We start from the raw sequence: 21,173 nt of genomic DNA, 5'->3' as shown, positions 1-21,173 counted from the left end.
CTTTGTTGCTGTAGTAAGTACTGTAATGCACGGATCGCCCCAACGCCAGAGATGCGCAGAATCCGGTCTTTTCGGCGCAGTGCCAGCCAGGCGGGGCATCGGCGAGTGCCTCCCTCCGGCTGCCCGGCACAAGGGGCCGGCTCGCGGCCGTAGTTGCGCGGAAGCCCTAGGGGTTCCGTAGCCAGCGGACGCCATCTGCCGCCGGCTGACTGTCGACAAGCGCGCCCGGAGTGAGCCCGAGCTCTTCCAGGCGTTGGGCATCCCGTCCCACAGCCTCAGTCGACGACGCTCGAAAACGGGTCACTCGACGGCTGAGGTGTTCAACATTCAGGCGTCGTAGACAAGCCTCACTGAGGCTGGGGGCGCACCACCAAGACCCTGGGTGGAGACCGTCCGGAGCCTTGGAGTTGGCCGGCCCCCGCTGGCGCCGAGCTGGCGGACTTCTCTGTTTGGGCCGATGCCGCGGTGATGGTGAAGAGCGTGGTGCTCGGTTCTTGAGCCGTGCGGCGAGGGTGGGCATACGGGCGGTGGCGCGTCCGCGCCGACCCAGATTGGTGACGACCAGGGTGTCACCCTCGTGGAAGGCGTCGCGGCGGACGGACGCCGACGGGGAGCCGGCCGGCCCCGTGCCGGTCCCCGGCCTGGCCCGGGTGGAGACCTGCGCGTATTCGGTGGGATTGCCCGTTCCACGGGTCTTCATGTGTCTCGCAATGGTGTGCTGGTGGCATGTGTTCAGTCACCGCTTTGCGAGACACGGTAGCAGGACTACGGGTTCCGCATCTTTCTGGGGCTACGGGAATATCTCGTCCCGGTATCTTGCATCCCATGGGTTACGAGAAGTGGCATACAAGGATTCCGGCCTGGATGGGACATGACCGCAGGGCGAAGGATAGTTGTTGCCGATTGTGGCGATTCCTTCGGCAAGGGCGTTCCAAGCCCCTGAGGAGAGATGGCCGCCTTAATTTCAGCCGATCTGAACCGCGATCCAGCCGAGTGCTGCGATCAATGTCCACGACAGGAGTGCGACCACCAGCGCGCGCCATCCGGTGCGTACTAGCTGCCCCAACCGCACTGCCGTGCCAAGCCCGAAGAGCGCCATGGCCAGCAAGGCCGTCTGCGCTGCGTCCGCGCCGTCGATGACGGGCTCGGGCAGTGGGATGAAGGTTCGGATGAGCATCATGGAGATGAATCCGGCGACGAAGAGGGGCACGATCGGCGGATGTTTTGTGCCAGCGGCCGGTGTTCCCTCGCGCTGCCGCACGACGACCGAGGTGATGGCCACCATGGGTGCGAGCATGAGCACACGGGTCAGCTTGACCACAACGGCGACAGCCAACGCCGCTGAACCAGCAATCTGGGCAGTGGCCACTACTTGCCCGACGTCGTGCACGCTGGCACCTACCCAGTGGCCGAACTCCAGGTTCGTGAAGCCTAGGGGGTGCCAGAGAATGGGCAGGACGGCGATTGCCAGTGTCCCGCACAGGGTGACGAGGGCCACGGGGGTGGCGGTTTCCTCATCCTTCGATTTGACGACTTGGCTCATCGCGCCGATCGCGGATGCCCCGCATATCGAGAATCCGGTGGCGATTAGCAACGGCTGGTGTCCGGGCAGTTTGAAGAGGCGTCCCAGCCAGATGGTCACGATGAAGGTGATGGCCAGGACCGCGATCACGGTGATGATGGATATCCACCCCAGGTGGGCGATGTCCACCAGGCTCAGTTTTAGGCCTAGCAGCACCACCCCCAGTCGCATGAACTTCTTGGCTGCCACGTTTAACCCGGGCTTCAGGCTCCCCGACAGCCCTTGACGGGCGGCCGGAAGCTGGCCGACGAGAATGCCGAGTGCGACGGCAGCCGTGAGCAGGGGGACGCCTGGAACCAGTACGTGGATGCCCCACGCCGCCAGTGCTGCTGTACCGGCCGCAGCGATGCCGGGCACCCACTTGCGCTGCTTCTTCGGCCCCGGGCCGTTCGTGGATGCCGGGCCGCGGCGGATCGTGCCGGGTTTGGGCGGGTTGGGGGTTGCTTCTGCGGGGTTCATGGGATCCACTCTTGCCTGGTGGGCGGACACGGTAGGGGCAAATCGGGTTGGCGGTGGCGCCTGGGGACCGCCGGAACCCCGTTCCCCAAGGCGTTGGGGAACGGGGGTCCGGCGGGGAACTGGATGGTTAACATCGAAAGCGGCTTCGCGCGACCAAGGGCCCTGGCGGGTGCTGCCGGTGGCCGGCGAGCCGGTGTTGTTACCAGCCGCGCTCGGCGAACTGGATCGAGCGCGCGGGCTCGTCGACGCTTATGCCGACCATGGCCTCGCCCAGTCCCCGGGAGGCCTGGGCGATGACGTCCGGGGCGTCGTGGAAGGTCGTGGCCTTCACGATGGCCGCGGCGCGCTGGGCCGGGTTGCCGGACTTGAAGATGCCCGAGCCGACGAACACGCCGTCGGCGCCGAGCTGCATCATCATGGCCGCATCGGCAGGGGTGGCGATGCCGCCGGCGGTGAAGAGCACCACCGGGAGCTTGCCGGTCTGGGCGATCTCGCGGACCAGCTCGTAGGGGGCCTGCAGCTCCTTGGCCGCCACGTACAGCTCGTCCTCTGCCAGCGAGGACAGGCGGGCGATCTCGGAGCGGATCTTGCGCATGTGGCCGGTGGCGTTGGAGACGTCCCCGGTGCCGGCCTCGCCCTTGGAGCGGATCATCGCCGCGCCCTCGTTGATGCGGCGCAGGGCTTCGCCGAGGTTGGTGGCACCGCAGACGAAGGGGACGGTGAAATCCCACTTGTCGATGTGGTTCACGTAGTCCGCAGGGGTCAGGACCTCGGACTCGTCGATGTAGTCGACGCCGAGGGACTGCAGCACCCGTGCCTCCACGAAGTGGCCGATGCGGGCCTTGGCCATCACGGGGATGGAAACGGCCTCGACGATGCTGTCGATCATGTCGGGGTCGGACATGCGCGAAACGCCGCCCTGGGCGCGGATGTCGGCCGGGACCCGCTCGAGGGCCATCACGGCCACGGCGCCGGAATCCTCTGCGATGCGGGCCTGCTCGGCGGTGACGACGTCCATGATGACGCCTCCCTTGAGCATCTCGGCCATGCCGCGCTTCACCCGGGAGCTGCCTGTGGCGGTCCCGGTTTGGTTCCCTGTTGTCTGCTTCACCTGGTCGGCCCTTCATTTCTGGTAGTTGTTTGCGCTTGTGCCCTTGACACGGTTTCCCGGGCCAGTTCGACGGCGGGGTCGATCACTTGCAGGCCGTTGGTGTCCGCTTGTCCGTCCAGCAGTGTGGATAGTTCGGTGCACCCGGCGATGGCTACCCGTACCCCCTGGGTCCTGAGGGAGTCGGTTACCACCGCCAGATCAGTGCGCAGGGCGCTGCCTTCAAGTCCGGCTTTGACTTCGTGGACCAACCGCATCAGCGTCTGCTGCTGCTCCGGTGAGGGGAGCGCGACCTGGTACCCCGCCGCTGTGAGCGCGTCCTGGTAGATCCCGGACGCGAGTGCGCCGTCGGTGGCCAGCAGGCCGATGGGCTCGCCGGTGCCGGTCGCTGGTATGGCGGCGATGGTGGTTTCGATGATGCTGATGAATTCCACTTCGCGTTCGTTCATGACCGCTGGGAGGTAGCCGTGCACGGTGTTGCATGGGACAACGAGGATATCGGCTCCGCAGCGTTGCAGTTGGTCTGCACCTGCATTGAGCCACGGGGTCGGATCGGTGCCTCCGGAGAGCAGGGCGTCCTGGCGGCTGGGCACTGTCGGGTCGGCCCAGATCACCACCCTTAGGTGTTCCTGATCGGTGGTGGCGGGGGTCAGCTCGATGAGTTTTGTGTAGAAGTCCGCCGTGGCGGCAGGCCCCATCCCGCCTAGAATTCCAACCAGGCGGGATGCGGTGATGGCCTTGGTCATTGCCTAGCCCAGGACTTCCTGGGGGTAGGCGTAGATGGCCGGTGAGCCGCCGGTGTGGATGAAGAGCACGTCGTTGTCTTTGTCGAAGGCACCTTCCTGGATCATGCCAATCAGGCCCGCTGCGGTCTTCCCGGTGTAGACGGGGTCCAGCAGGATACCCTCGGTGCGGGCGAAAAGCTGGATGGCATCGGTCATCTCGCGGGTGGGCAGGGAGTATCCCGGGCCGACGAATTCGTCGCGGACCGTGACGTGGTCCGATGGGACCTCGAGTTCGGCGCCGGCGAGCTGGGAGGTCTGGTTGGCCAGGTCCAGGATCTTGGCTTCCTGGGGCTCCTTGGCTGCGCGGACGCTGATGCCGGTGACGGGGATCCCGGACTGGTTGCCGTGCAGTCCTGCCACGAGTCCGGAGTGGGTGCCGCCGGATCCGCTGGAGCACACGACGTGGTCGATTTGCAGCCCGGACTCGAAGGCCTGGGAGAGGATCTCCTCGGCGCAGGCTACGTAGCCCAGTGCGCCCAGGGCGTTGGAGCCGCCGCCGGGAACGATGTATGGGGTGCCGCCGTCGGCGCGAACCTGCTCGGCGATGTCCTGCATGCCGGCCATCAGATCCGTGCCCCCGGGGACAGGGGTGATGGATTCGGCGCCGAGCAGGTGGTAGAGCAGGTTGTTGCCGCTGGCTTCCTCCTTGTAGGAGCCTTCCACACGTTCCTCGATGAGCAGCCGGCACTTCAGCCCTTCCTTCACGGCAGCTGAGAGGGTCAGGCGGCAGTGGTTGGACTGGACGGCCCCGGTGGTGACGATCGTGTCCGCTCCCTGGGCGAGGGCATCGGCCATGAGGAACTCGAGCTTGCGTGTCTTGTTCCCCCCCGAGGTCAGGCCCAGCAGGTCATCGCGCTTGATGTGGATGCGCGGACCTCCAAGTTCCCTGGTCAAGTTGGGCAGGAACTCGATGGGGGTTCGGCCTTCCGTGTAGCGGCGGCGGGGGATGCGTGCGAGATTCATGTTCTCCTCTTTCGTGGTCGCGATGCCTGTTGTGTTGGCATGCTCGGTCTTGGCGGGCTGTTGGTGGACGTGGGGTGAACGGGTTGTTCAGAGGGCGTCGATGCGTGTGTCCAGTGGCTGGTCGGGGAAGTATTTGGCGATGCGTGCATCGCCAGCAAGGGCGTGGCCTTCCATGCCCTCTACCCGTGAAATGCGTGCGGCGACCCGACCGATCCGTTCGTTGGCCGCACGGGTCATGCGCTGGTAGGTCACGGTCTTGATGAACTTCCCTGCCCAGAGTCCGCCGGTGTAGCTCGCTGCCCCCCGGGTGGGAAGGATGTGGTTCGGGCCGGAGGTCTTGTCTCCGTAGGTGACGGTGGTTTCTTCTCCCAGGAACAGTGAGCCGTAGTTGTGCAGGTTGGCGAGCCACCAGTCCAGGTCCTGGGCGTGGACCTGGACATGTTCGTTGGCGTATTCATCGGCCAGGACCGCGGCTGCTTCACGGCTGTCCACGACGGCGACCTCTCCCAGGTTCTCCCATGCGGTTTCGGCAACCGAACCTGCGGGCAGCTGCCCCAAGGCCCGCGGGATATTGTCGAGGACCGCTTGTGCTGTCTGCTTGGAGGTGCTGATCAGGATCGTCTGGGATTCGGTACCGTGTTCGGCCTGGCTGATCAGGTCCACCGCGACGAGCCAGGGATCTGCGCTTTCATCGGCGATGACCAGGGACTCGGTGGGGCCGGCCACGACGTCGATGCCGACCCGGCCGTAGAGCAGGCGCTTGGCTTCGGCGACGAACCGGTTTCCGGGTCCGGCCAGGATGTTCACCGGTTTGCCGGTGAAGTGTCCAAAGGCCATGGCCCCGATGCCCTGCACCCCGCCCAGGCTCAGGATGGTATCTGCCCCGGCCAGGGAGATGCCGTAGAGCGCCGCGGGGTGGATGCCCGCATCGCCTCGGGGAGGGGAGCACGCGGTCACGTGCTGGACGCCGGCAGCCTTGGCCGTGGCCACACTCATGGCCGCTGATGCCAGGTGGGCGAAGCGCCCGCCCGGGACGTAGCATCCGGCGGCAGCGACGGGGATCTGGCGCTGCCCGACCACCAAGCCGGGGTGGGATTCGAACTCGAATTCCAGCAGCGAGTCGCGCTGGCGTTCGGCGAAGGTGCGGACCTGGTGGTGGGCGAACTGGATGTCGTCCTTGACGGTTTCCGGCAGGGACTTCGCAGCGGCCGCGATATCGCTTTCGCTGACGACGAAGCTCTCCGGGTCCCAGGAATCGAGTTGGCGGGAGAAGTCCCGGGTGGCCGATTCCCCTTCGGATTCGAGGCGTTCGAGCATCTTCTGGACCGTTGCCGTGGTCTCGGTCAGGTCAGGCAGTGAAGCTGTCTGCCCACGCTTGAGGTATTCGGTGGTCATGAGGAGGGCCTTTCAAGATGGTGGTTTTTGCGCTGCCGTGGGTGTGGACGGTCCGTGTCAACCAGTGGCGCTGCGGACGCTTTGGATGGCGTGGGTGATGATGTGCGCAGCTTGGTGGCAGTGGTGCTCGGTCATGGCCGGAGGGATGCGCATGTCGCACAATGTGGAGAGCAGCGCCTCGGTCTGGGATAGCAGCATCCGCTCATCGACGTATTCCCACTGGGAAGGTCTGCTGGTGAATCCCTCCATGCGTTCCTGGCCAAACCATTTGATGCCTAGGCCGTGCTCGAGGCATGTTGCCAGGAAGTTCCCGATGTCCGCGGCTTCCATCTCCGGCAGGCAGAACTGGAACGAGCTGCCGATGTAGCCCTCGCGAGGGTCACGCTGCATGATCCGGAGGCCTTCGACATCCTTGAGGAGTGTTTCGAGGAGCTGGTAGGAGGCGTTCATCCGTTTGCCGCGTTCTTCGAGCAGGTCCAGCTGCGGCAGCGCAACTGCTGCCGCCGTGGCCGAGAGTCGGAGGCTGTAGTTGGGGACTTTCCCGCGCAGGGGTTCGAAGGCCTCCTCGGAGGGCCGGGCGGCGTGTTGGCCGTAGAGCATGTAGCTTCCGGAATTCAGGATTGCGCGGACGGCCAGTTCATCGTCGTCGGTGACGATGATTCCGCCTTCCCCGGCGTTGATGTGCTTGAAGGTCTGGAGGCTGAAGCAGGCGGCGGTCCCGAAGGTGCCTGATGCCCGGCCATCCCACGAGGCACCGAGCGTGTGGGCACAGTCCTCAATGAGGGTAATGCCGTATCTGTTGCAGACGCGCACCACCTCGTCCATGTTGGAAACGTGCCCGCGCATATGCGAGAGCAACAGGGCCTTGGCCCCGGATTCGGAGGCGCGACGTTCGAGGTCGGTGGTGTCGATGGTGCAGTTCTCGGTGACCTCGACCAGCACAGGGGTCGCCCCCGCGTGGTCGATGGCTCCTGGTACCGGGGCGAGGGTGTACCCGTTCACCAGGACCTGGTCCCCAGCGCGGACCCCGCTGGAACGAAGGGCCAGGAACAGTGCCGCGCCGCAGGAATTGACGGCAATCGCATATTTGCGGCCCAACATCTGCGCGAAACGCTGTTCGAGCTGTGCTGCATCTCCGAGCGTCCCGGGTGCCGTTTCGCCGTAGCGGAACAACCTGCCGCTTTCCATGAGCTCGACGGCCCGGGCAATCCCGGACGCGGGAATCGGGTCCGGCTGCGTCAGGTCCAGGTCGAAGTGTGGGACCGTGTCGGTGTCGTCCATGGTCTGGCTCTGCCTCCTTCTCTTGTCTCGTCATCTCGTTGGCCTTGGCGTGGCGCGCCTTGCCGGGAAGGTCTTCTGTCCTAGATATTGGGGACTTCATCGGCGGCGGTGGCGTATCGCCGGTTCCAGCCGGTCATGATGGAGATGAACAGGACGATGATCAGAACCCACGCATACGGGTTCAGGGCCGCCGAACCGATCGAGACGACGGGCAGCTTGTACTGCGTCGCTGTTGCCAGGATGGTTGCGTACCAGATGATCACCGCGTTGTGCCACGGAAGCATGTAGAACACCGTGTTCGCCGCACAGTCCATGAGGTTGGCGATGCGGGCCGGTGCCAGGTTGTGCCGCAATCCCAGGGGCCGCCCGATGGTCGGTCCCACCAGCAGGATGGCTGGAGCGTTGGCCCCGAGCGGGACGGTGAAGAGAAGGGTGATCCCGGCGATGGCCAGTTCGGCGCTCTTGACGCCACGGGCGGCGTGGGACTCCAGGCGAACGAGGATGCCGGCCATGAATCCGCTGTCGGCGAGTATCTGCGCGAGGGCGAGGATGAACAGCACCAGGACGATGGCGCCTGTGATGTCGGCTATGCCATCCTGGATCAAACCCGTCGATTCGCCTCGTTCCCCCGGGATGGAGAAGATGTCGGTGAACTTCAGCAGCCCGATGGCCACCCCGATCACCATGCTGGTCAGGCTGCCCCACATCAGCGCGATGATGATGTGGTGCCGGCGCATCGCCAAGAAGATGACCACCGCGAAGGGGATGAGCATGAACAGGCCCAGGGGGTTGGCCTCGACAGCGATCTGGTTGGCCGCTGCGTCGCCACCGCCACCGAAGATGGCGAGGACGACGACGGTCACGCCCGCGGAAATGAGTGAAAGGGGGAGGCGCGAGCGAACGACATCGGCCATGGTCGCTTTTGCCGTGTATGCCGAGCTGATGGTGGTATCCGAGATGGGGGCAATATTGTCACCAAAGGCACCGCCGGCCAGGATGCCGACCGCCAACATCGTGGGATCCGCGCCTAAGGCGACACCAGTGGGGTAGAGCACGGGGATCAGAGCCAGTGCAGCACCAACGCTGCTTCCGGTGCCGGCTGAGAAAACACATGAGAGCAGGAAGGCCAGGACCGTGAACAGGGCTCCTTGCAGTCCGGCATTGATACCGAGCCAAAGAAGCCCGTTCACGAGACCGCCGCCGGAGAGCAGACTGCCGAAGACGCCGGCGAATATGTAGGCAGTGATGATCACCGCCCCGGTATTGTCCGAGAGTCCACGGATTACTGATTCCGCGAAAGCCCTGGGCGTGCGGGTGAGGAGGAGGCCGACCACCAGGGCGGCCCAGCCCCCGACCCAGAAGCTGGAGAGACTGGCCCGCTCGGTCGCGGAGAGCCAGACCAGGACACCGACCAGAACCAGTGCAGGGACAAGGGCCATGGCCGGGCCACCGAACATCCTGATACGCGGTTTCGCGTCGATCGGTGGAGGCTGTTCCATCGTGGTCTCCGGTCCAAATTCAGCAGAGGTGCCGCCACGATGATGCGGTGCCGGCGAGTTTTCCGAACGTCTGCGCATAACGGGTCCTATCCAACGCATTCGATGATTGATTTTTGATTTTTGATTGAAAACCAGCGTGACACACCTCACCGAAGGCCGCAAGGGTGCTAGCTTGAATAGCATGAACGTGACGGAATTACATACCTCTTCGGAACCGGTGCGGGGTGCAATCCGGGGCAGTGGGCTGGTCAGCTTTGCCCACAGCGAGATCCGTCGCCTGATCCTCTCCGGAGCGTTGAGCCCCGGAGAACGGGTCACCGTCAGGCCCCTTGCCGAGCAATTGGAACTTTCCCCCACCCCGATCCGCACTGCCCTATCTGCTCTGGAGCGCCAGGGGATGCTTGAAGCCCGTGACCACCGGGGATTCTTTGTCCCCCAGCTCAGTCTCGAGGACTTCATGGAAATCTATGAACTGCGCGAGGCGCTGGAAGGCATCGCATCGCGGCGGGCGGCCCAATCGGCCCGGCGAACAGAACTCGCGGACCAGATGGACGCGTTGCTGGAGGAACAGCGGGCCGCCGTCGCTGAGGGCGATCTTGCTGCCTATGGCGAGCTGGATGTCCAGTTCCACCAGCTCATCTGGTCCGAATCGGGGAACCGACGGCTCGCCGGCGTGGCGGACAACCTCTTCGGGCAGATGCGCATCGGCAACAACATCTCAGCCCAGGCCCCCGGCCGACCCGAAGCGTCACTGCGCGAGCACGCTGCCATCGTCGCAGCAGTGCGCGACGGCGATGACCGCGGAGCCGAACGCGCTGTCAGGTTGCATGTCCGCACGGCCGGCAAGGCGTTGGCCAAGCTGCTCCAAAGCGGGGGACGCCCGGAACATGCCACCCGTGATGGCCTGATGGCCTCCGAGGCCTGGAGTGAACAACGTGGATGAGAACCGGACGCTGATGGACATCGCCGAGGGCTTCGGCATCGACGGGACCGGCCGAACATCCTTGTGGCAAGACCGGCTCGATGCGGACCGCCAATCCGTACAACGCGTGCGCACCGCCATCACCGACGGCGTCCCTCAAGGTCTGAACGCTGCGACCATGCACGGTCTCCCGGCCGAATTGCCGCCATCCCGCCATAACTGGGACCGAGCCGGTGGCGAATTCATCAGCGACCGGGTGGAACGCCACCTGGAGGCCATAGCCGCAAACGCCGGGCTGAACGCCTTCACCCACGTTTTCGCCCAGGAATCCCGCGAGGCGGCGCGTGAACTGGACCGCCGCCTTGCCCGGGGCGAAGATCCCGGGCCGCTCACCGGCGCCCTCGTGGCTGTCAAAGACATCATGCGCATCGACGGGTGGGCTTCATCGGGCGGAACCAAGGCCTTCCACATGCAGGCCGGGGCCGAGGCCACAGCCGTCGCCCGCCTGCGCGCAGCCGGTGCCATCATCATCGGAGCGGCCAACCTGCACGCCCTGGCTTACGGCCCGTTCAGCACCAGCAGCGACTTTGGCGCCGTGGGCAACCCCCTGAACCCGCGGCTGGTTGCCGGAGGTTCCAGCGGAGGCTCGGCGGCAGCGGTTGCCGCTGGCCTGGCTGACGTGGCCATTGGAACCGACACCGCCGGATCAATCCGCATGCCGGCCGCGCTGTGCGGCGTTGTCGGGGTGAAACCCACCTATGGGTCAGTGCCATCCGATGGCTGCCACCCACTGGCCCGCACACTGGACCATATCGGACCCCTCGCCCGAAGCGTGAACGACGCCAGAATCATCCTGGATGTCATTTCAGACGCAACCCGTCGTAGCGGAAGGGACGCCGCAACTACCCGTAGGCAGGCCGCACCGTCTCCGCGACGGCCCAGGATTGGCATCCCCTGGGGATATATTGACCAACTTCTCGACCCACAGGTACGGAAGGCGTTCGAGCGCTCTATTGGGCACTTGGACAAATGGGGTGCCGAGGTCGTTCCCGTCACCATTCCCCAGCTTGATGACGGCCCCTCCATCATGTTGTGCACCTTAGGTGCCGAGGCTTTCGGTACCTTCAGGAAACTGTTGTCCGGGCGCGCCTCCCAAATCCCGGAAGATGTGCGGCTCAGGCTGGAGGCCGGAATGTTCATCTCCGCAGCCGATTACATCTATGCCCAGGAGCTGCGCGAAAACCTGGGCCGCGGCGTTGACTCCGCCCTTGAGGGCGTGGACGTCCTGGCGACTCCGACTTTGCCAATCACGGCCCCAGGCGTCGGGGAAATTGACGATGTCGTTCCCGCCACCGGGGTCCCGGTGCGTGCAGCCATGAACCGGATGGCACTTCCCTTCAACCTCACCGGGCACCCGGCCCTCAGCTTGCCGATAGCGACGGACCGCGGTGGGGCCGGAATCGGCATTCAGTTCATTGGCCGGCGGGGAGCCGACTCCGAGCTTCTGTCAATAGCGCTCCAGTTAGAAGAACAAATCTCCAACGATGCACCAGCTGCTCCCGACCTCCGAGTGCACTGGAGCTCGAGTTGACGTCATTCGGAGTCGTGGATTGGGTCTTCGGCTGACGAGGGATGGGTAGAGTCGGTGGGCGAATGGCCAAGGCCGCCACTGGCCCGGGCATCGATTTCTTCGTTGCCCGGGCCAGTGAATGTGGGGGTCTCTAGACGGCGGCTTCTTCCATCTCGTACCGGCCCCGGGATTGGTCCAGGTGGCCGGAGGAGACCATGAGGCCCATCATGTCGAAGACCACGGTGGCTGCTGCCAGGGAGGTGATGTCGGCGTGGTCGTAGGCGGGGGCGACCTCGACCACGTCGGCGCCAATGATGTTGATGCCGTTCAGGCCACGCATGAGGCGCAGGAGCTCACGGGAGTGCAGGCCACCCATTTCCGGGGTTCCCGTGCCGGGGGCGAAAGCGGGGTCCAGCACGTCGATGTCCACGGAGAGGTAGACCGGGGTGTCGCCTAGGCGTTCGCGCACCCTCTCAATGGCAGCCTGCACGCCGATGTCATCGATGTCGGTGGAGCGGATGATCTGGAACCCGAATTCGTGGTCGCGCAGGAAGTCGTCCTGGTCGTAGACGGGGCCGCGGATGCCCACGTGCATGGACTTGTCCTCGACCAGCAGGCCTTCTTCGAAGGCGCGGCGGAACATGGTCCCGTGTGTGATCGGTTCGTCGAAGTAGGTGTCCCACGTGTCAAGGTGTGCATCGAAGTGCAGTAGCGCAACCGGGCCGTGGACCTTGTTCACGGCCCGGAGCATCGGCAGGGCGATCGTGTGGTCGCCGCCGACGGCGATGACGCGCTTGTCCTTGGCCAATAGCGGGAGCGCCTGCTCTTCGATCTGGGTCACTGCCTTGCCGATGTCATAGGGCGTGCAGGCGACATCGCCGGCGTCGACGACTTGGACTGCTTCGACGGGGGTGACGTCCAATTCGACGTGGTAGCCGGGGCGCAGCAGGCGCGAGGCCTCGCGGACGGCTGCGGGGCCGAAACGGGCGCCGGGGCGGAAGGAGGTTCCGCCGTCGAACGGCACCCCGAGGACGGCGATGTCGTAGTCGGGAACGGCATCGATCTGGGGGAGGCGGGCGAAGGTGCCCAGTCCGGCGAACCGGGGGACCTTGGTTGCCTCGACAGGGCCGACGGGCTGGTGCTTGCTCATACGAGGGTTCCTTCCGTGGTGGTTTCTGCAGTCATGCTTTTGGGGGCGGGGTGTTCGGGTGTGGCATCGCCGGAGGTGTCGGAGAGTGATCGGTTGGCCGTTTCGGGGGCGAGGATGAAGGTGGCCACGAGGCCCACCAGGGAGATGCCGGCCCCAATCAGCAGGGCACCTGAGGCGCCGAAGCTGATGATGGCCACCGGCATCAGGTAGGTACTCGCCGCGGAGCCGACACGGCTGATGGCGGTGCCGAATCCGACCGCGGTGGCCCGGATCTCGGTGGGGAAGAGTTCGTTGGGGTAGACGACCTCCAGGAAACTGGAGGCCCCCGACGCCAGTGCGAAAACCGCCAGGGCAGTGAACAGGAACTGGGGTGCCACGCCGGGGATGAAGGCGGGGGCCGCCAGTGCGAGCACGATCACGGCGAAGGACCACAGCAGCAGCTTGCGTCGTCCGATTCGTTCGACCAGCCAGAGGCCGGGGATGCCGCCGACGACGAAGAGCAGTGATATGAGCAGCGACCCGCCGTAGAGGTTGGCGTCTCCGTCCAGGCCGAAGGAGGAGAGCAGCTCGGGGGCGAAAGTGTAGACCGCGAAGAGAGGAATCACCTGGGCGGTCCAGAAGATGGAGACGAAGAGGGTGCGCCTCCAGAATTTCCTGTTGAAGATGTCGGTGAAGGTCGCGGTGCGTTTGCCGCTGTCCTCATCCTCGCCCAGGGAATCGATGTCGTAGTCGTTACCGAAGACCTTCTTGATCACGGCACGTGCCTCGTCGATCCGGCCGCGAGAGTATAGCCAGCGCGGGGATTCCGGGGTTCCGAGGCGGAAGAGCAGGGTGATGATCGCGAAGACCGCCGGGCTGGCGAGCATCCAGCGCCAGGCATCCTCCCCGACCCCGCGCATCGCGAAGCCGACGGCGAAGGCGGATGCGGCCCCCACGGCCCATACCACGAAGGTGGCCCCGAGCATCCGTCCGCGGTGTTTGCGGGGGAGGAATTCGGCCAGCAGGGAGGTGGCGATGGGGTAGTCTGCGCCGATCGCGACGCCGAGCAGGAAACGCAGAACGACCAGCTGCCAGAGGTCGGCGGAAAAGGCGCTGAGGATGGAGAACAGGGCCAGGGCGATCAGGTCCAGGATGTACATCGTGTGGCGGCCGACCTTGTCGGTGACCCAGCCCAGGACGCCGCCGCCGAAGAAGATGCCCACCAGGCTGGCGGCGCCGACCAGGCCGATTTCCAGGGGGTCCAGGTCCAGGGCCGGCTTCATGGTGATCAGTGCGATTCCGATGATCGACAGCGCGTAGCCGTCGATGAATGGCCCGCCGGACGAGAAGACGGTGAGTTTTTTGTGGAACCGGGTTAGTGGTGCGTCGTCAATGAGGCGAGTGGAGGTGCTCATTGCGGACCCTTCTCTTGGGGGTGCCCGGCTCGTCCGGGCTGGGGTTTCGATTACGACCATCATTGGTGACGGGGATCACGGCTACAATCAACGAATGTTTATGCATCCGTTCGCTCCTTAGACATATGTATGATTTGAGGCGCGAGCTGTGATGTGGTGGGTACCTGCTGCCCGACAGCGGACCCTACGCATGGAGGAGGCCGGGCATGGCCATGACGGTCAGGGAACTGGTGGCTGAGCCGCAGTTGGGTTTGGAATTGCTTGCCGGGGCAGAGGGGGCCGATCGCCCGATCACGTGGTCGCACACCTCGGACCTGCCCAGTCTCTGGGAGTGGGTATCGCCCGGAGTGCTGCTGATGACCAATGGAATGTCCATCCCCGAGGATCCCGCCTCCCAGGTCCAACTGGCCGAGGCCCTGGTGGAGGCCGGTGCGGTGGCGTTGGCCGTAGGGGCAAAGATGCATGCTCCCGAGTTCTCCACGGAATTCGTGGCGGCGTGTGCTTCCCTTCCCCTTCCCCTGATCTCGATCCCCTACCCCTTGCCCTTCATTGCCATATCCCGTGCGATTGCAGAGGCGAGCCTGCTGGAGGAATCCCGCCGCATACGCCAAACCGCCCGGATTTACGACTTGTTGCGCAAGGCGACGTCGCCCAAGGAATCCTGGCCCGAGTTGCTTGGGGGCATCGCGGCGGAACTGCGGGCCCGCGTGCATGTCGTGGATGCCTGGTGCCTGCACCCCTGGCAGCCGGGGGACCCGGCGTTGCCGGCGGGGTTGATTGACCGGGTCCGGGGCATCAATTCCGCATCGACACCAGGGACCAGGCATTTCCTGTGGAATACGGACGGTGATTCTTCCATCCTGCTCATGGAAATCCCCACCCACCCACATGCGCTGCTGGTGGTGCTCCCGGAGGCCGAAACCAAGCCCGACGGAGTCGTGCTGTTGCATGTTGCCACGGTGCTGGGTCTCGGGCTCTCCCGGACGGCACTGGCAATGGAGGGTCAGTACCGCTCAGGTGGGGAATTCCTGCTTCAGGCCTTCGGCGGCAGGATCACGGCCGCAGAGGCGTCCCGTCGACTCGAAGAATTCGGCATTCCAGACGACGGAACGCGCATGCTTTCGCTACCAGAGGCGCCCGAAACCAACCTGCCCGAGATCCACCGCGCGCTATGGCGTCACGGAACCAGCAGTATCTGTGTCGTCCACGAGGGAAGACTGCACGTGCTCATGGGTGTGCGTTGCCCGAAGGAATTGCTGCTGCACGTCCTCGCCGAGAAAACACACATGGGACTGAGCACGGCCTTGGGCGCCCACGAAATCCAGCGTGGGTTGCGTGAATCCCTGTGGGCGCTGGGGCAGGCGACAGCCAGCGGCGCGCGACTGGTCGAGTACGTCGAAGGCGTGTCATGGCTCGGCCCCCGCAGCTACCGCGAGGGTGAGGACCTTGTCCAGCGGCTACTGGGCCCGGTGATTGAACACGACCGGAAAAACCAGACGGCCTTCATGGCCACGTTGGAGGCATACCTGGGCAACCAGCGTTCGGCCCAAAAGACAGCCATGTTGCTCTTCGTGCACCGTCAAACAGTCATCTACCGCATCCGAAAAATCGGTGAGCTCACGGGACTGGATTTGGCCGAATCAGATTCGGTTGCCCGGCTTTGGCTGGCCCTGCAGGCGTACTACGCCATGGGAAACCAAGCACCTGCAGGATAGGGGGCCGCCGGCGGAAAACTGACTGCAGGCGGGCAAACCGGTCGCCTCGCATTTTCCCCAGGCCATGAGAGCGTCCATGCCATCCACGGTGCGCCGTGTGGGCGGCAGACGTGCCATTTAGCGTTGTCGAAAAACCGCCACCTGTCGTTGCGTTTCACATGCCGGTGAGTGTCTCGACCCGGTGTATTGCAGCCCGCGGGTTGCAAGATATCCTGCCGAAAAAGCTAGGAAGGCTCGGAAGCCCATGCCTTCGCCGCCCTTGGTGGTGGCGAGTCCCAGAAGCACTCCCCGGAGCGCTCGGAGCTGCCTCACGGAATTCAACGGCGATCTGCCGATCCTTTCAACCGCGTTCCAATTCTTCGAGACCGCAAGGACCACGGGTCCTCGGCATCCCCGGGAGTTTGGAGTGCAGTCACAGCTCCCCGGCCGGCGCTTTCCGTAAGTTGGGATTCCCCCACCCTCGGGCAACAACGTCCGCGATCGACTCAACAGGCACGGTGACAGGCAGCTGAACAAGGTGCTCCCCACGGGCGCGCGGACCCGGGCGATGTTCGGCGGCAAGACCAAGGCCCACGTCCTGTTCGAGCTGCGGGTGCCGGAGGTTGCTCCGGGGCTAGCCTTTCAGCCAGGTGTTAGGTGTTACATTTTGGGCAGATTTGTGATTTCCTGATACCCAGCATTGGTTAGCACGGCGGAATTGGGAGCGGAGCACATGGGTGTGCAAGTGGGCGTCATAGCGGATGATTTCACCGGGGCCACGGATATCGCCGGCTTCCTGACCGAAAACGGGTTTCGAACAATCCTTTTAAGCGGCATTCGGGATACGCCAGGTGTTCTCGATGAAGTGGAAGCCGTGGTCATCAGTCTCAAGAGCAGGTCAAACCCGGTGAAGGAAGCGGTTCAACAGAGCCTGGATGCAATGCGGTTCCTCAATAAGCAGGGAATCAACCGCTTCTTTTTCAAATACTGCTCAACCTTCGACAGCACGCCCAATGGAAACATCGGTCCTGTGACCGATGCGTTGCTTGGTGAAATCGGCGAGGACTTCACCGTGGTTTGTCCTGCGCTCCCAGTGAACGGACGGACGATTTACAAGGGCTATCTGTTCGTGGGTGACGTGCTGCTACAAGAGTCCGGGATGCGCGACCATCCTGTAACGCCGATGCGTGATTCCAATCTGATGCGGCTGATGGAGGTGCAAGCCGAGGGGAAAGCCGGAAACGTTCCCGTCCAGGTCATCGACCAGGGGCCGGCCGCCGTTCGGGGGGCGCTGACAGACCTGCGAAGGTCGGGCGTTCGCTATGCCATCCTGGACGCGGTGAGTGATGAGCACCTTCACTGCCTGGGGGAAGCAGTTGCCGACTTCAACTTGGTGACCGGCGGATCCGGTTTGGGTGGTGCCATAGCTCGGGCTTTGAACGACCGTGGCAGTTCGGACGAAGCAACGCGGTGGACACCTCTTGTGGGCCGTACAGTTATTTTGTCGGGTTCCAGCTCGGTTATGACCAACCTGCAGGTTGAAAACTACGTGCAGCGTGCTCCCGCGTTCGGACTTTCGATCGAACGGGTTTTGCAAGATCCCAGTGGCTACGTTTCCGAGATTGTTGGATGGGTGCTCGCCCAGCCCGAGGACGGGCTCGCCCCCATCGTGTATGCGACGGGCCAACCGGAGCAGGTCCGGCGCACGCAAGAAGCGTTTGGCGCCGATGTGTCCGGCTCCGCCTTCGAGAGCCTGTTCGCAGCGCTTGCGCGGGCCCTTCGTGGGGTCGGGGCGACACGCTTCATCGTGGCGGGAGGGGAAACTTCGGGTTCGGTAACGACGGCTCTGGGCGTCGAGGGGTTCCGTGTCGGCCCCCAGGTTGCACCCGGGGTCCCGTGGGTTCGTTCTCTTGAGGGAACGGTGGATCTTGTCCTTAAATCCGGGAACTTCGGTGAAGAGACTTTCTTCACCACGGCTCAGAAGTAGAGCAACGGAGTTCGAGAAAGGTCGATGATGCCCAAATTCGCAGCCAACCTATCGATGCTCTTCACCGAGATCCCGTTTCCAGAGAGATTTGAGGCCGCAGCGGCTGAGGGATTCCACGCGGTTGAGTACTTGTTCCCTTATGAGCACTCGAAGGACGAGCTCAGGGGATTGCTGCGCTCGGCTGGCCTCACTCAGGTACTGTTCAACCTGCCTCCGGGAGATTGGGGCGCCGGCGACCGGGGGTTGGCCTCCCTTCCCGACCGGCGGCAGGAATTTCGGGCAAGCCTTGACCTGGCCCTTGAATATGCGGAGGCGCTGGAATGCCGCCAGCTTCATGTGATGGCAGGGAACGCCCACGAGGATCAGGTAGCCCTTGAGACCTATATTGCCAATATCCGGTTCGCGGCCGAGCGGGCTGCGGAGCTTGGTGTCTCGATTCTTCTAGAGCCACTGAATGGGCGGGATATGCCCGGGTACTTCCTTAGGAGTGTCGCTCAAGCAGTCCGCACGCTGGAAGAGATTGATCGGGAAAACGTCCGTCTTCAGCTGGACCTTTACCACGCGCAGATCACCGACGGTGATGTGACCAACCTGATCCGCAAGGTGCTTCCCTGGATCTCCCATGTGCAAATCGCCTCTGTCCCTGACCGCCAGGAACCGGACAAGGGAGAACTGTTCTACCCCCATGTACTAGCCGTGCTGGATGAGGCTGGCTATGGCGGCTGGGTTGGCTGTGAGTACCACCCGGCCGGCGACACGCGCGCGGGTCTAGCCTGGCTGCAGGAATACAAGGAAGACCGGTGATCCCCGCAGAGCGGCAACGAGCTGCCCTCCGTCTTCTCGAAGACAAGGGCACGATCAGCATAGCTGCCCTGGTCGAAGTGCTGGGGGTGTCGCATATGACCGTCCGGCGCGATATCCAGCGCCTTGAGGAAATGGGCCGTGTTGTGTCCGTGGCAGGAGGGGTCAGTCTGCCGGCGCGTATGGCGATGGACCAATCCCACCGCGTGAAGGAAGGACTTCAACGAGCTGAGAAGACCGCGATAGCCGATGTCGCCGCGCAGCAGGTTTCCATGGGTGATGTGGTTTTTCTCGATGCGGGGACAACGATCCTAGCGATAGCCCGGCGTCTTGCGCAGATGGACGGACTGACCGTCATCACCAACGACGTCGCGATTGCAACATTCTTGTCGGGGTCCTCAGAAAATGAGTTGTACCTTGCCGGGGGCCGGATGGATCGGGCCAATCTGTCTTCTGAGGGCCCGATGACGGCGAGCACGATCGCAAGTTTCAACATCGACGTCTCTTTCATGTCGACCTCGGCATTCGACCTACACGGAACGTCGGTCACTTCCGAAGAGAAACTCGTTGTCAAGCAAGCCATCATAGAAAACTCGTCCCGCACCATCCTGGCCAGTGACAGTACCAAGTACGGCAAGGTGGCCACTCACAGGGCCATTGGTTTTCAGGATTTCGCCGCAGTCGTCTCGGATACGGGGCTAGGACGCTCAGTTGCGGAACGAATCCATCAACTTGGGGTGCCTCTGCTGCTCAGCGAACCGAAAACCCCGGAAAAATCAGACCTACGAAAGGACTACCAATGAATATCGTTGTCACCGGTGGAGGTGGTTTCCTCGGAAGCCGGGTCATTCAATTGCTGCTGGAACGCAAGGACCGGGGCGAAGCAGGGGTCGACTTTGAACAGATTATTTCACTGGACCTCGCCGAATGTCCCGTTGCCGACTCCCGCGTGCGCTCCGTTGCCGGGGACGTCGCTGATCCGAATCTGCTCGCATCTGTCATCACGGCTGAAACAACCGGTATCTTTCACCTTGCTGCTGTGCTGAGCGGTGGTTCGGAAGAAGATTTCGACTTGGCCATGAAGATAAACGTAGGTGGGACCCAAGCAATTCTTGATGCGGCGCGGACATCCGGGGTAAAGCCCCGGATCGTATTCTCCAGTTCACTGGCTGTGTTTGGCGGACTGATGCCCGAGGTGGTTCCCGAATCGCTCGCGGCGCAGCCGGGATCAACTTATGGCGCCGTGAAGGCCATCGGGGAGCTACTAGTCAACGAATACTCACGAAAGGGATTCGTTGACGGTCGAGTCTGCAGGCTCCCAACCATTTCCGTCCGTCCTGGAAAGCCCAACTCCGCCGCGTCCTCGTTCGCGAGTGGGCTCATCCGCGAGCCGCTTAATGGCATTCCTTCAGACTGCCCGGTTCCTGTCGATACTCGCATGTGGCTATCGTCGCCCGACATCGCCGTTGGCAATCTCGTTCACGCGTTGGAAGTTGATGCGGGCCTTCTTGGCCCATGGCGCACATTGAATCTCCCGGGGATCTCGGTGACCGTGGATCAGATGCTCGAAAGCCTTGCCAACGTGGGTGGGCGGGAAGCACGGGAATTGGTGACGCTCAATTTGGATGCGCGGGTCATGGACATCGTGTGTTCGTGGCCGGGAGATTTCGACGTAGAGCGTCCGCTGCGGCTGGGGTTCGCCAAGGACGTCGATTTTGATGATGTGGTTCGGCAATACCGAGACGAATACGTTGATTGAGGAACACGCATTCGAAGACCAACCTGGTGAACAAAACGATCGCACCGCTTGGTCCTACAGACCCTCGATGGGCGAAATCAGAGGAATAAGTTGAACAACACCAGAACGAGAAACGAAATCGTCTCTTTGGCAGCGAGCCTCTTTGCGCGAGGATACTCCGTGGGGAGCGCGGGCAATATCAGCGTTCGGGTCCCTGATGGCTACCTCATGACCCCGACTGATTCGTCATTGGGGAGGCTCGAGGCTTCGCAGCTTTCCCTGCTCGATGGTGATTGGAACCTCATAGAAGGAGACCCTCCCTCCAAGGAAGTCGTCATGCACCGGGCCATGTATGAAGCGAGACCGGCGGCCGGCGCCGTTGTTCACCTTCACTCGACCTTCGTCACGGCTTTGAGCTGCCTCGCGGACTCAGATGGACCACTTATCCGACCGCTAACCCCATACTTCGTGATGCGGCTGGGCGAAAGTATTCCACTGGTTCCGTATTTCCCTCCCGGCTCTGCCGAGGTGAAGCCGGCCATCCTTGACGCTGCCGCGGGGTCAGCAGCGGTTATCTTGCGCAACCACGGCAGCTTGGTTTCAGCTTCAACGCTCGTTGATGCGGTCAACACGTCGGAAGAATTGGAGGTATCTGCTCAACTCGAATTGCTACTAGGAGGTAGGGACGCCAGGCCGCTAAACGCCTCGGAGGTCAACGAACTCATCAAGAAGTAAATGGACCTTGGCCTTCCGGAGCGAAACAGTAGAACTCACCACGGGGAGTCCGCCTTCTCCCCACAAGAGTCGTTGGGTCCGGACGATGAAGTAATTTGCCCTGCTTTCCT

17 protein-coding genes and 1 pseudogene are annotated in these 21,173 nt (G+C 63.4%); 9 read left to right on the top strand and 9 right to left on the bottom strand.

Features of this window, described 5'->3' with window-relative positions:
* Positions 1 to 964: 964 nt before the first annotated feature.
* The 7 genes from AB8M85_RS03330 to AB8M85_RS03300 all read right to left on the bottom strand — a co-directional run bounded on the left by AB8M85_RS03330 (position 965) and on the right by AB8M85_RS03300 (position 9,390).
* A complete protein-coding gene (locus AB8M85_RS03330; protein WP_372697336.1) occupies positions 965 to 2,041 on the bottom strand; it encodes a YeiH family protein in 1,077 nt (358 codons plus the stop codon).
* A 199-nt stretch (positions 2,042 to 2,240) separates the two neighbouring features.
* A complete protein-coding gene (pdxS, locus tag AB8M85_RS03325; protein ID WP_372697334.1) occupies positions 2,241 to 3,152 on the bottom strand; it encodes a pyridoxal 5'-phosphate synthase lyase subunit PdxS in 912 nt (303 codons plus the stop codon).
* Complete coding sequence (locus AB8M85_RS03320) at positions 3,149 to 3,895, bottom strand: aspartate/glutamate racemase family protein (RefSeq protein WP_372697333.1); 747 nt, start codon at positions 3,893 to 3,895, stop codon at positions 3,149 to 3,151. The genes pdxS and AB8M85_RS03320 overlap by 4 nt, the downstream gene beginning before the upstream one ends.
* Before the next feature lie 3 nt (positions 3,896 to 3,898).
* Positions 3,899 to 4,897 (bottom strand): D-cysteine desulfhydrase, encoded by a 999-nt coding sequence (locus AB8M85_RS03315; protein WP_372697331.1) that lies wholly within the window; start codon positions 4,895 to 4,897, stop codon positions 3,899 to 3,901.
* 87 nt (positions 4,898 to 4,984) lie between these two features.
* Entirely contained in the window at positions 4,985 to 6,292 is a 1,308-nt protein-coding gene (hisD, locus tag AB8M85_RS03310; RefSeq protein WP_372697330.1) for a histidinol dehydrogenase, read from the bottom strand.
* 57 nt (positions 6,293 to 6,349) lie between these two features.
* Positions 6,350 to 7,573 carry a DegT/DnrJ/EryC1/StrS family aminotransferase gene (locus tag AB8M85_RS03305; RefSeq protein WP_372697329.1) on the bottom strand — a complete coding sequence of 408 codons (1,224 nt, stop codon included), beginning with the start codon at positions 7,571 to 7,573 and terminating at the stop codon, positions 6,350 to 6,352.
* Between the two features lie 80 nt (positions 7,574 to 7,653).
* Positions 7,654 to 9,390 (bottom strand): Na+/H+ antiporter NhaC family protein, encoded by a 1,737-nt coding sequence (locus tag AB8M85_RS03300; RefSeq protein WP_372697328.1) that lies wholly within the window; start codon positions 9,388 to 9,390, stop codon positions 7,654 to 7,656.
* On the opposite strand from AB8M85_RS03300, the pseudogene AB8M85_RS03295 reads away from it, so the two are divergent.
* From AB8M85_RS03295 to AB8M85_RS03285, 3 genes and pseudogenes are all read left to right on the top strand, one after another.
* Positions 9,368 to 9,445, top strand: a pseudogene (locus tag AB8M85_RS03295) (hypothetical protein); the annotation flags it as partial. The gene AB8M85_RS03300 and the pseudogene AB8M85_RS03295 sit on opposite strands and share 23 nt — an antisense overlap.
* Before the next feature lie 24 nt (positions 9,446 to 9,469).
* Positions 9,470 to 10,015: a GntR family transcriptional regulator gene (locus AB8M85_RS03290; RefSeq protein ID WP_372697709.1), complete on the top strand. Its 546-nt coding sequence runs from the start codon at positions 9,470 to 9,472 to the stop codon at positions 10,013 to 10,015.
* Positions 10,008 to 11,585: an amidase gene (locus AB8M85_RS03285; RefSeq protein WP_372697327.1), complete on the top strand. Its 1,578-nt coding sequence runs from the start codon at positions 10,008 to 10,010 to the stop codon at positions 11,583 to 11,585. The genes AB8M85_RS03290 and AB8M85_RS03285 overlap by 8 nt, the downstream gene beginning before the upstream one ends.
* A 130-nt stretch (positions 11,586 to 11,715) precedes the next feature.
* On the opposite strand, the gene speB is transcribed toward AB8M85_RS03285, so the two are convergent.
* Positions 11,716 to 12,714, bottom strand: coding sequence for an agmatinase (gene speB, locus AB8M85_RS03280; protein ID WP_372697326.1), 999 nt, complete (start codon positions 12,712 to 12,714; stop codon positions 11,716 to 11,718).
* The gene (locus AB8M85_RS03275) at positions 12,711 to 14,108 is read right to left on the bottom strand and encodes an MFS transporter (RefSeq protein WP_372697325.1); all 1,398 of its coding nucleotides are present in this window, start codon (positions 14,106 to 14,108) and stop codon (positions 12,711 to 12,713) included. Before AB8M85_RS03275 ends, speB begins: the two co-directional genes overlap by 4 nt.
* A 206-nt stretch (positions 14,109 to 14,314) precedes the next feature.
* Here AB8M85_RS03275 and AB8M85_RS03270 point away from each other — a divergent pair, with 206 nt between their 5' ends.
* From AB8M85_RS03270 to AB8M85_RS03245, 6 genes are all read left to right on the top strand, one after another.
* Positions 14,315 to 15,823 (top strand): PucR family transcriptional regulator, encoded by a 1,509-nt coding sequence (locus tag AB8M85_RS03270; RefSeq protein WP_372697324.1) that lies wholly within the window; start codon positions 14,315 to 14,317, stop codon positions 15,821 to 15,823.
* A gap of 712 nt (positions 15,824 to 16,535) precedes the next feature.
* Positions 16,536 to 17,789, top strand: a complete 1,254-nt coding sequence (otnK, locus tag AB8M85_RS03265) for a 3-oxo-tetronate kinase (RefSeq protein WP_372697323.1) — start codon at positions 16,536 to 16,538, stop codon at positions 17,787 to 17,789.
* 24 nt (positions 17,790 to 17,813) lie between these two features.
* Complete coding sequence (gene otnI / locus AB8M85_RS03260) at positions 17,814 to 18,593, top strand: 2-oxo-tetronate isomerase (RefSeq protein ID WP_372697322.1); 780 nt, start codon at positions 17,814 to 17,816, stop codon at positions 18,591 to 18,593.
* Complete coding sequence (locus AB8M85_RS03255) at positions 18,590 to 19,393, top strand: DeoR/GlpR family DNA-binding transcription regulator (protein WP_372697321.1); 804 nt, start codon at positions 18,590 to 18,592, stop codon at positions 19,391 to 19,393. Before otnI ends, AB8M85_RS03255 begins: the two co-directional genes overlap by 4 nt.
* The gene (gene denD, locus AB8M85_RS03250) at positions 19,390 to 20,349 is read left to right on the top strand and encodes a D-erythronate dehydrogenase (RefSeq protein ID WP_372697320.1); all 960 of its coding nucleotides are present in this window, start codon (positions 19,390 to 19,392) and stop codon (positions 20,347 to 20,349) included. The genes AB8M85_RS03255 and denD overlap by 4 nt, the downstream gene beginning before the upstream one ends.
* Before the next feature lie 90 nt (positions 20,350 to 20,439).
* Entirely contained in the window at positions 20,440 to 21,063 is a 624-nt protein-coding gene (locus tag AB8M85_RS03245; RefSeq protein ID WP_372697319.1) for an aldolase, read from the top strand.
* Positions 21,064 to 21,173 lie beyond the last annotated feature (110 nt).

This window comes from Arthrobacter sp. JSM 101049, assembly GCF_041679245.1.
Taxonomy (GTDB): Bacteria; Actinomycetota; Actinomycetes; order Actinomycetales; family Micrococcaceae; genus Arthrobacter_H.
This window is presented reverse-complemented; position numbering and strand designations above follow the sequence as displayed.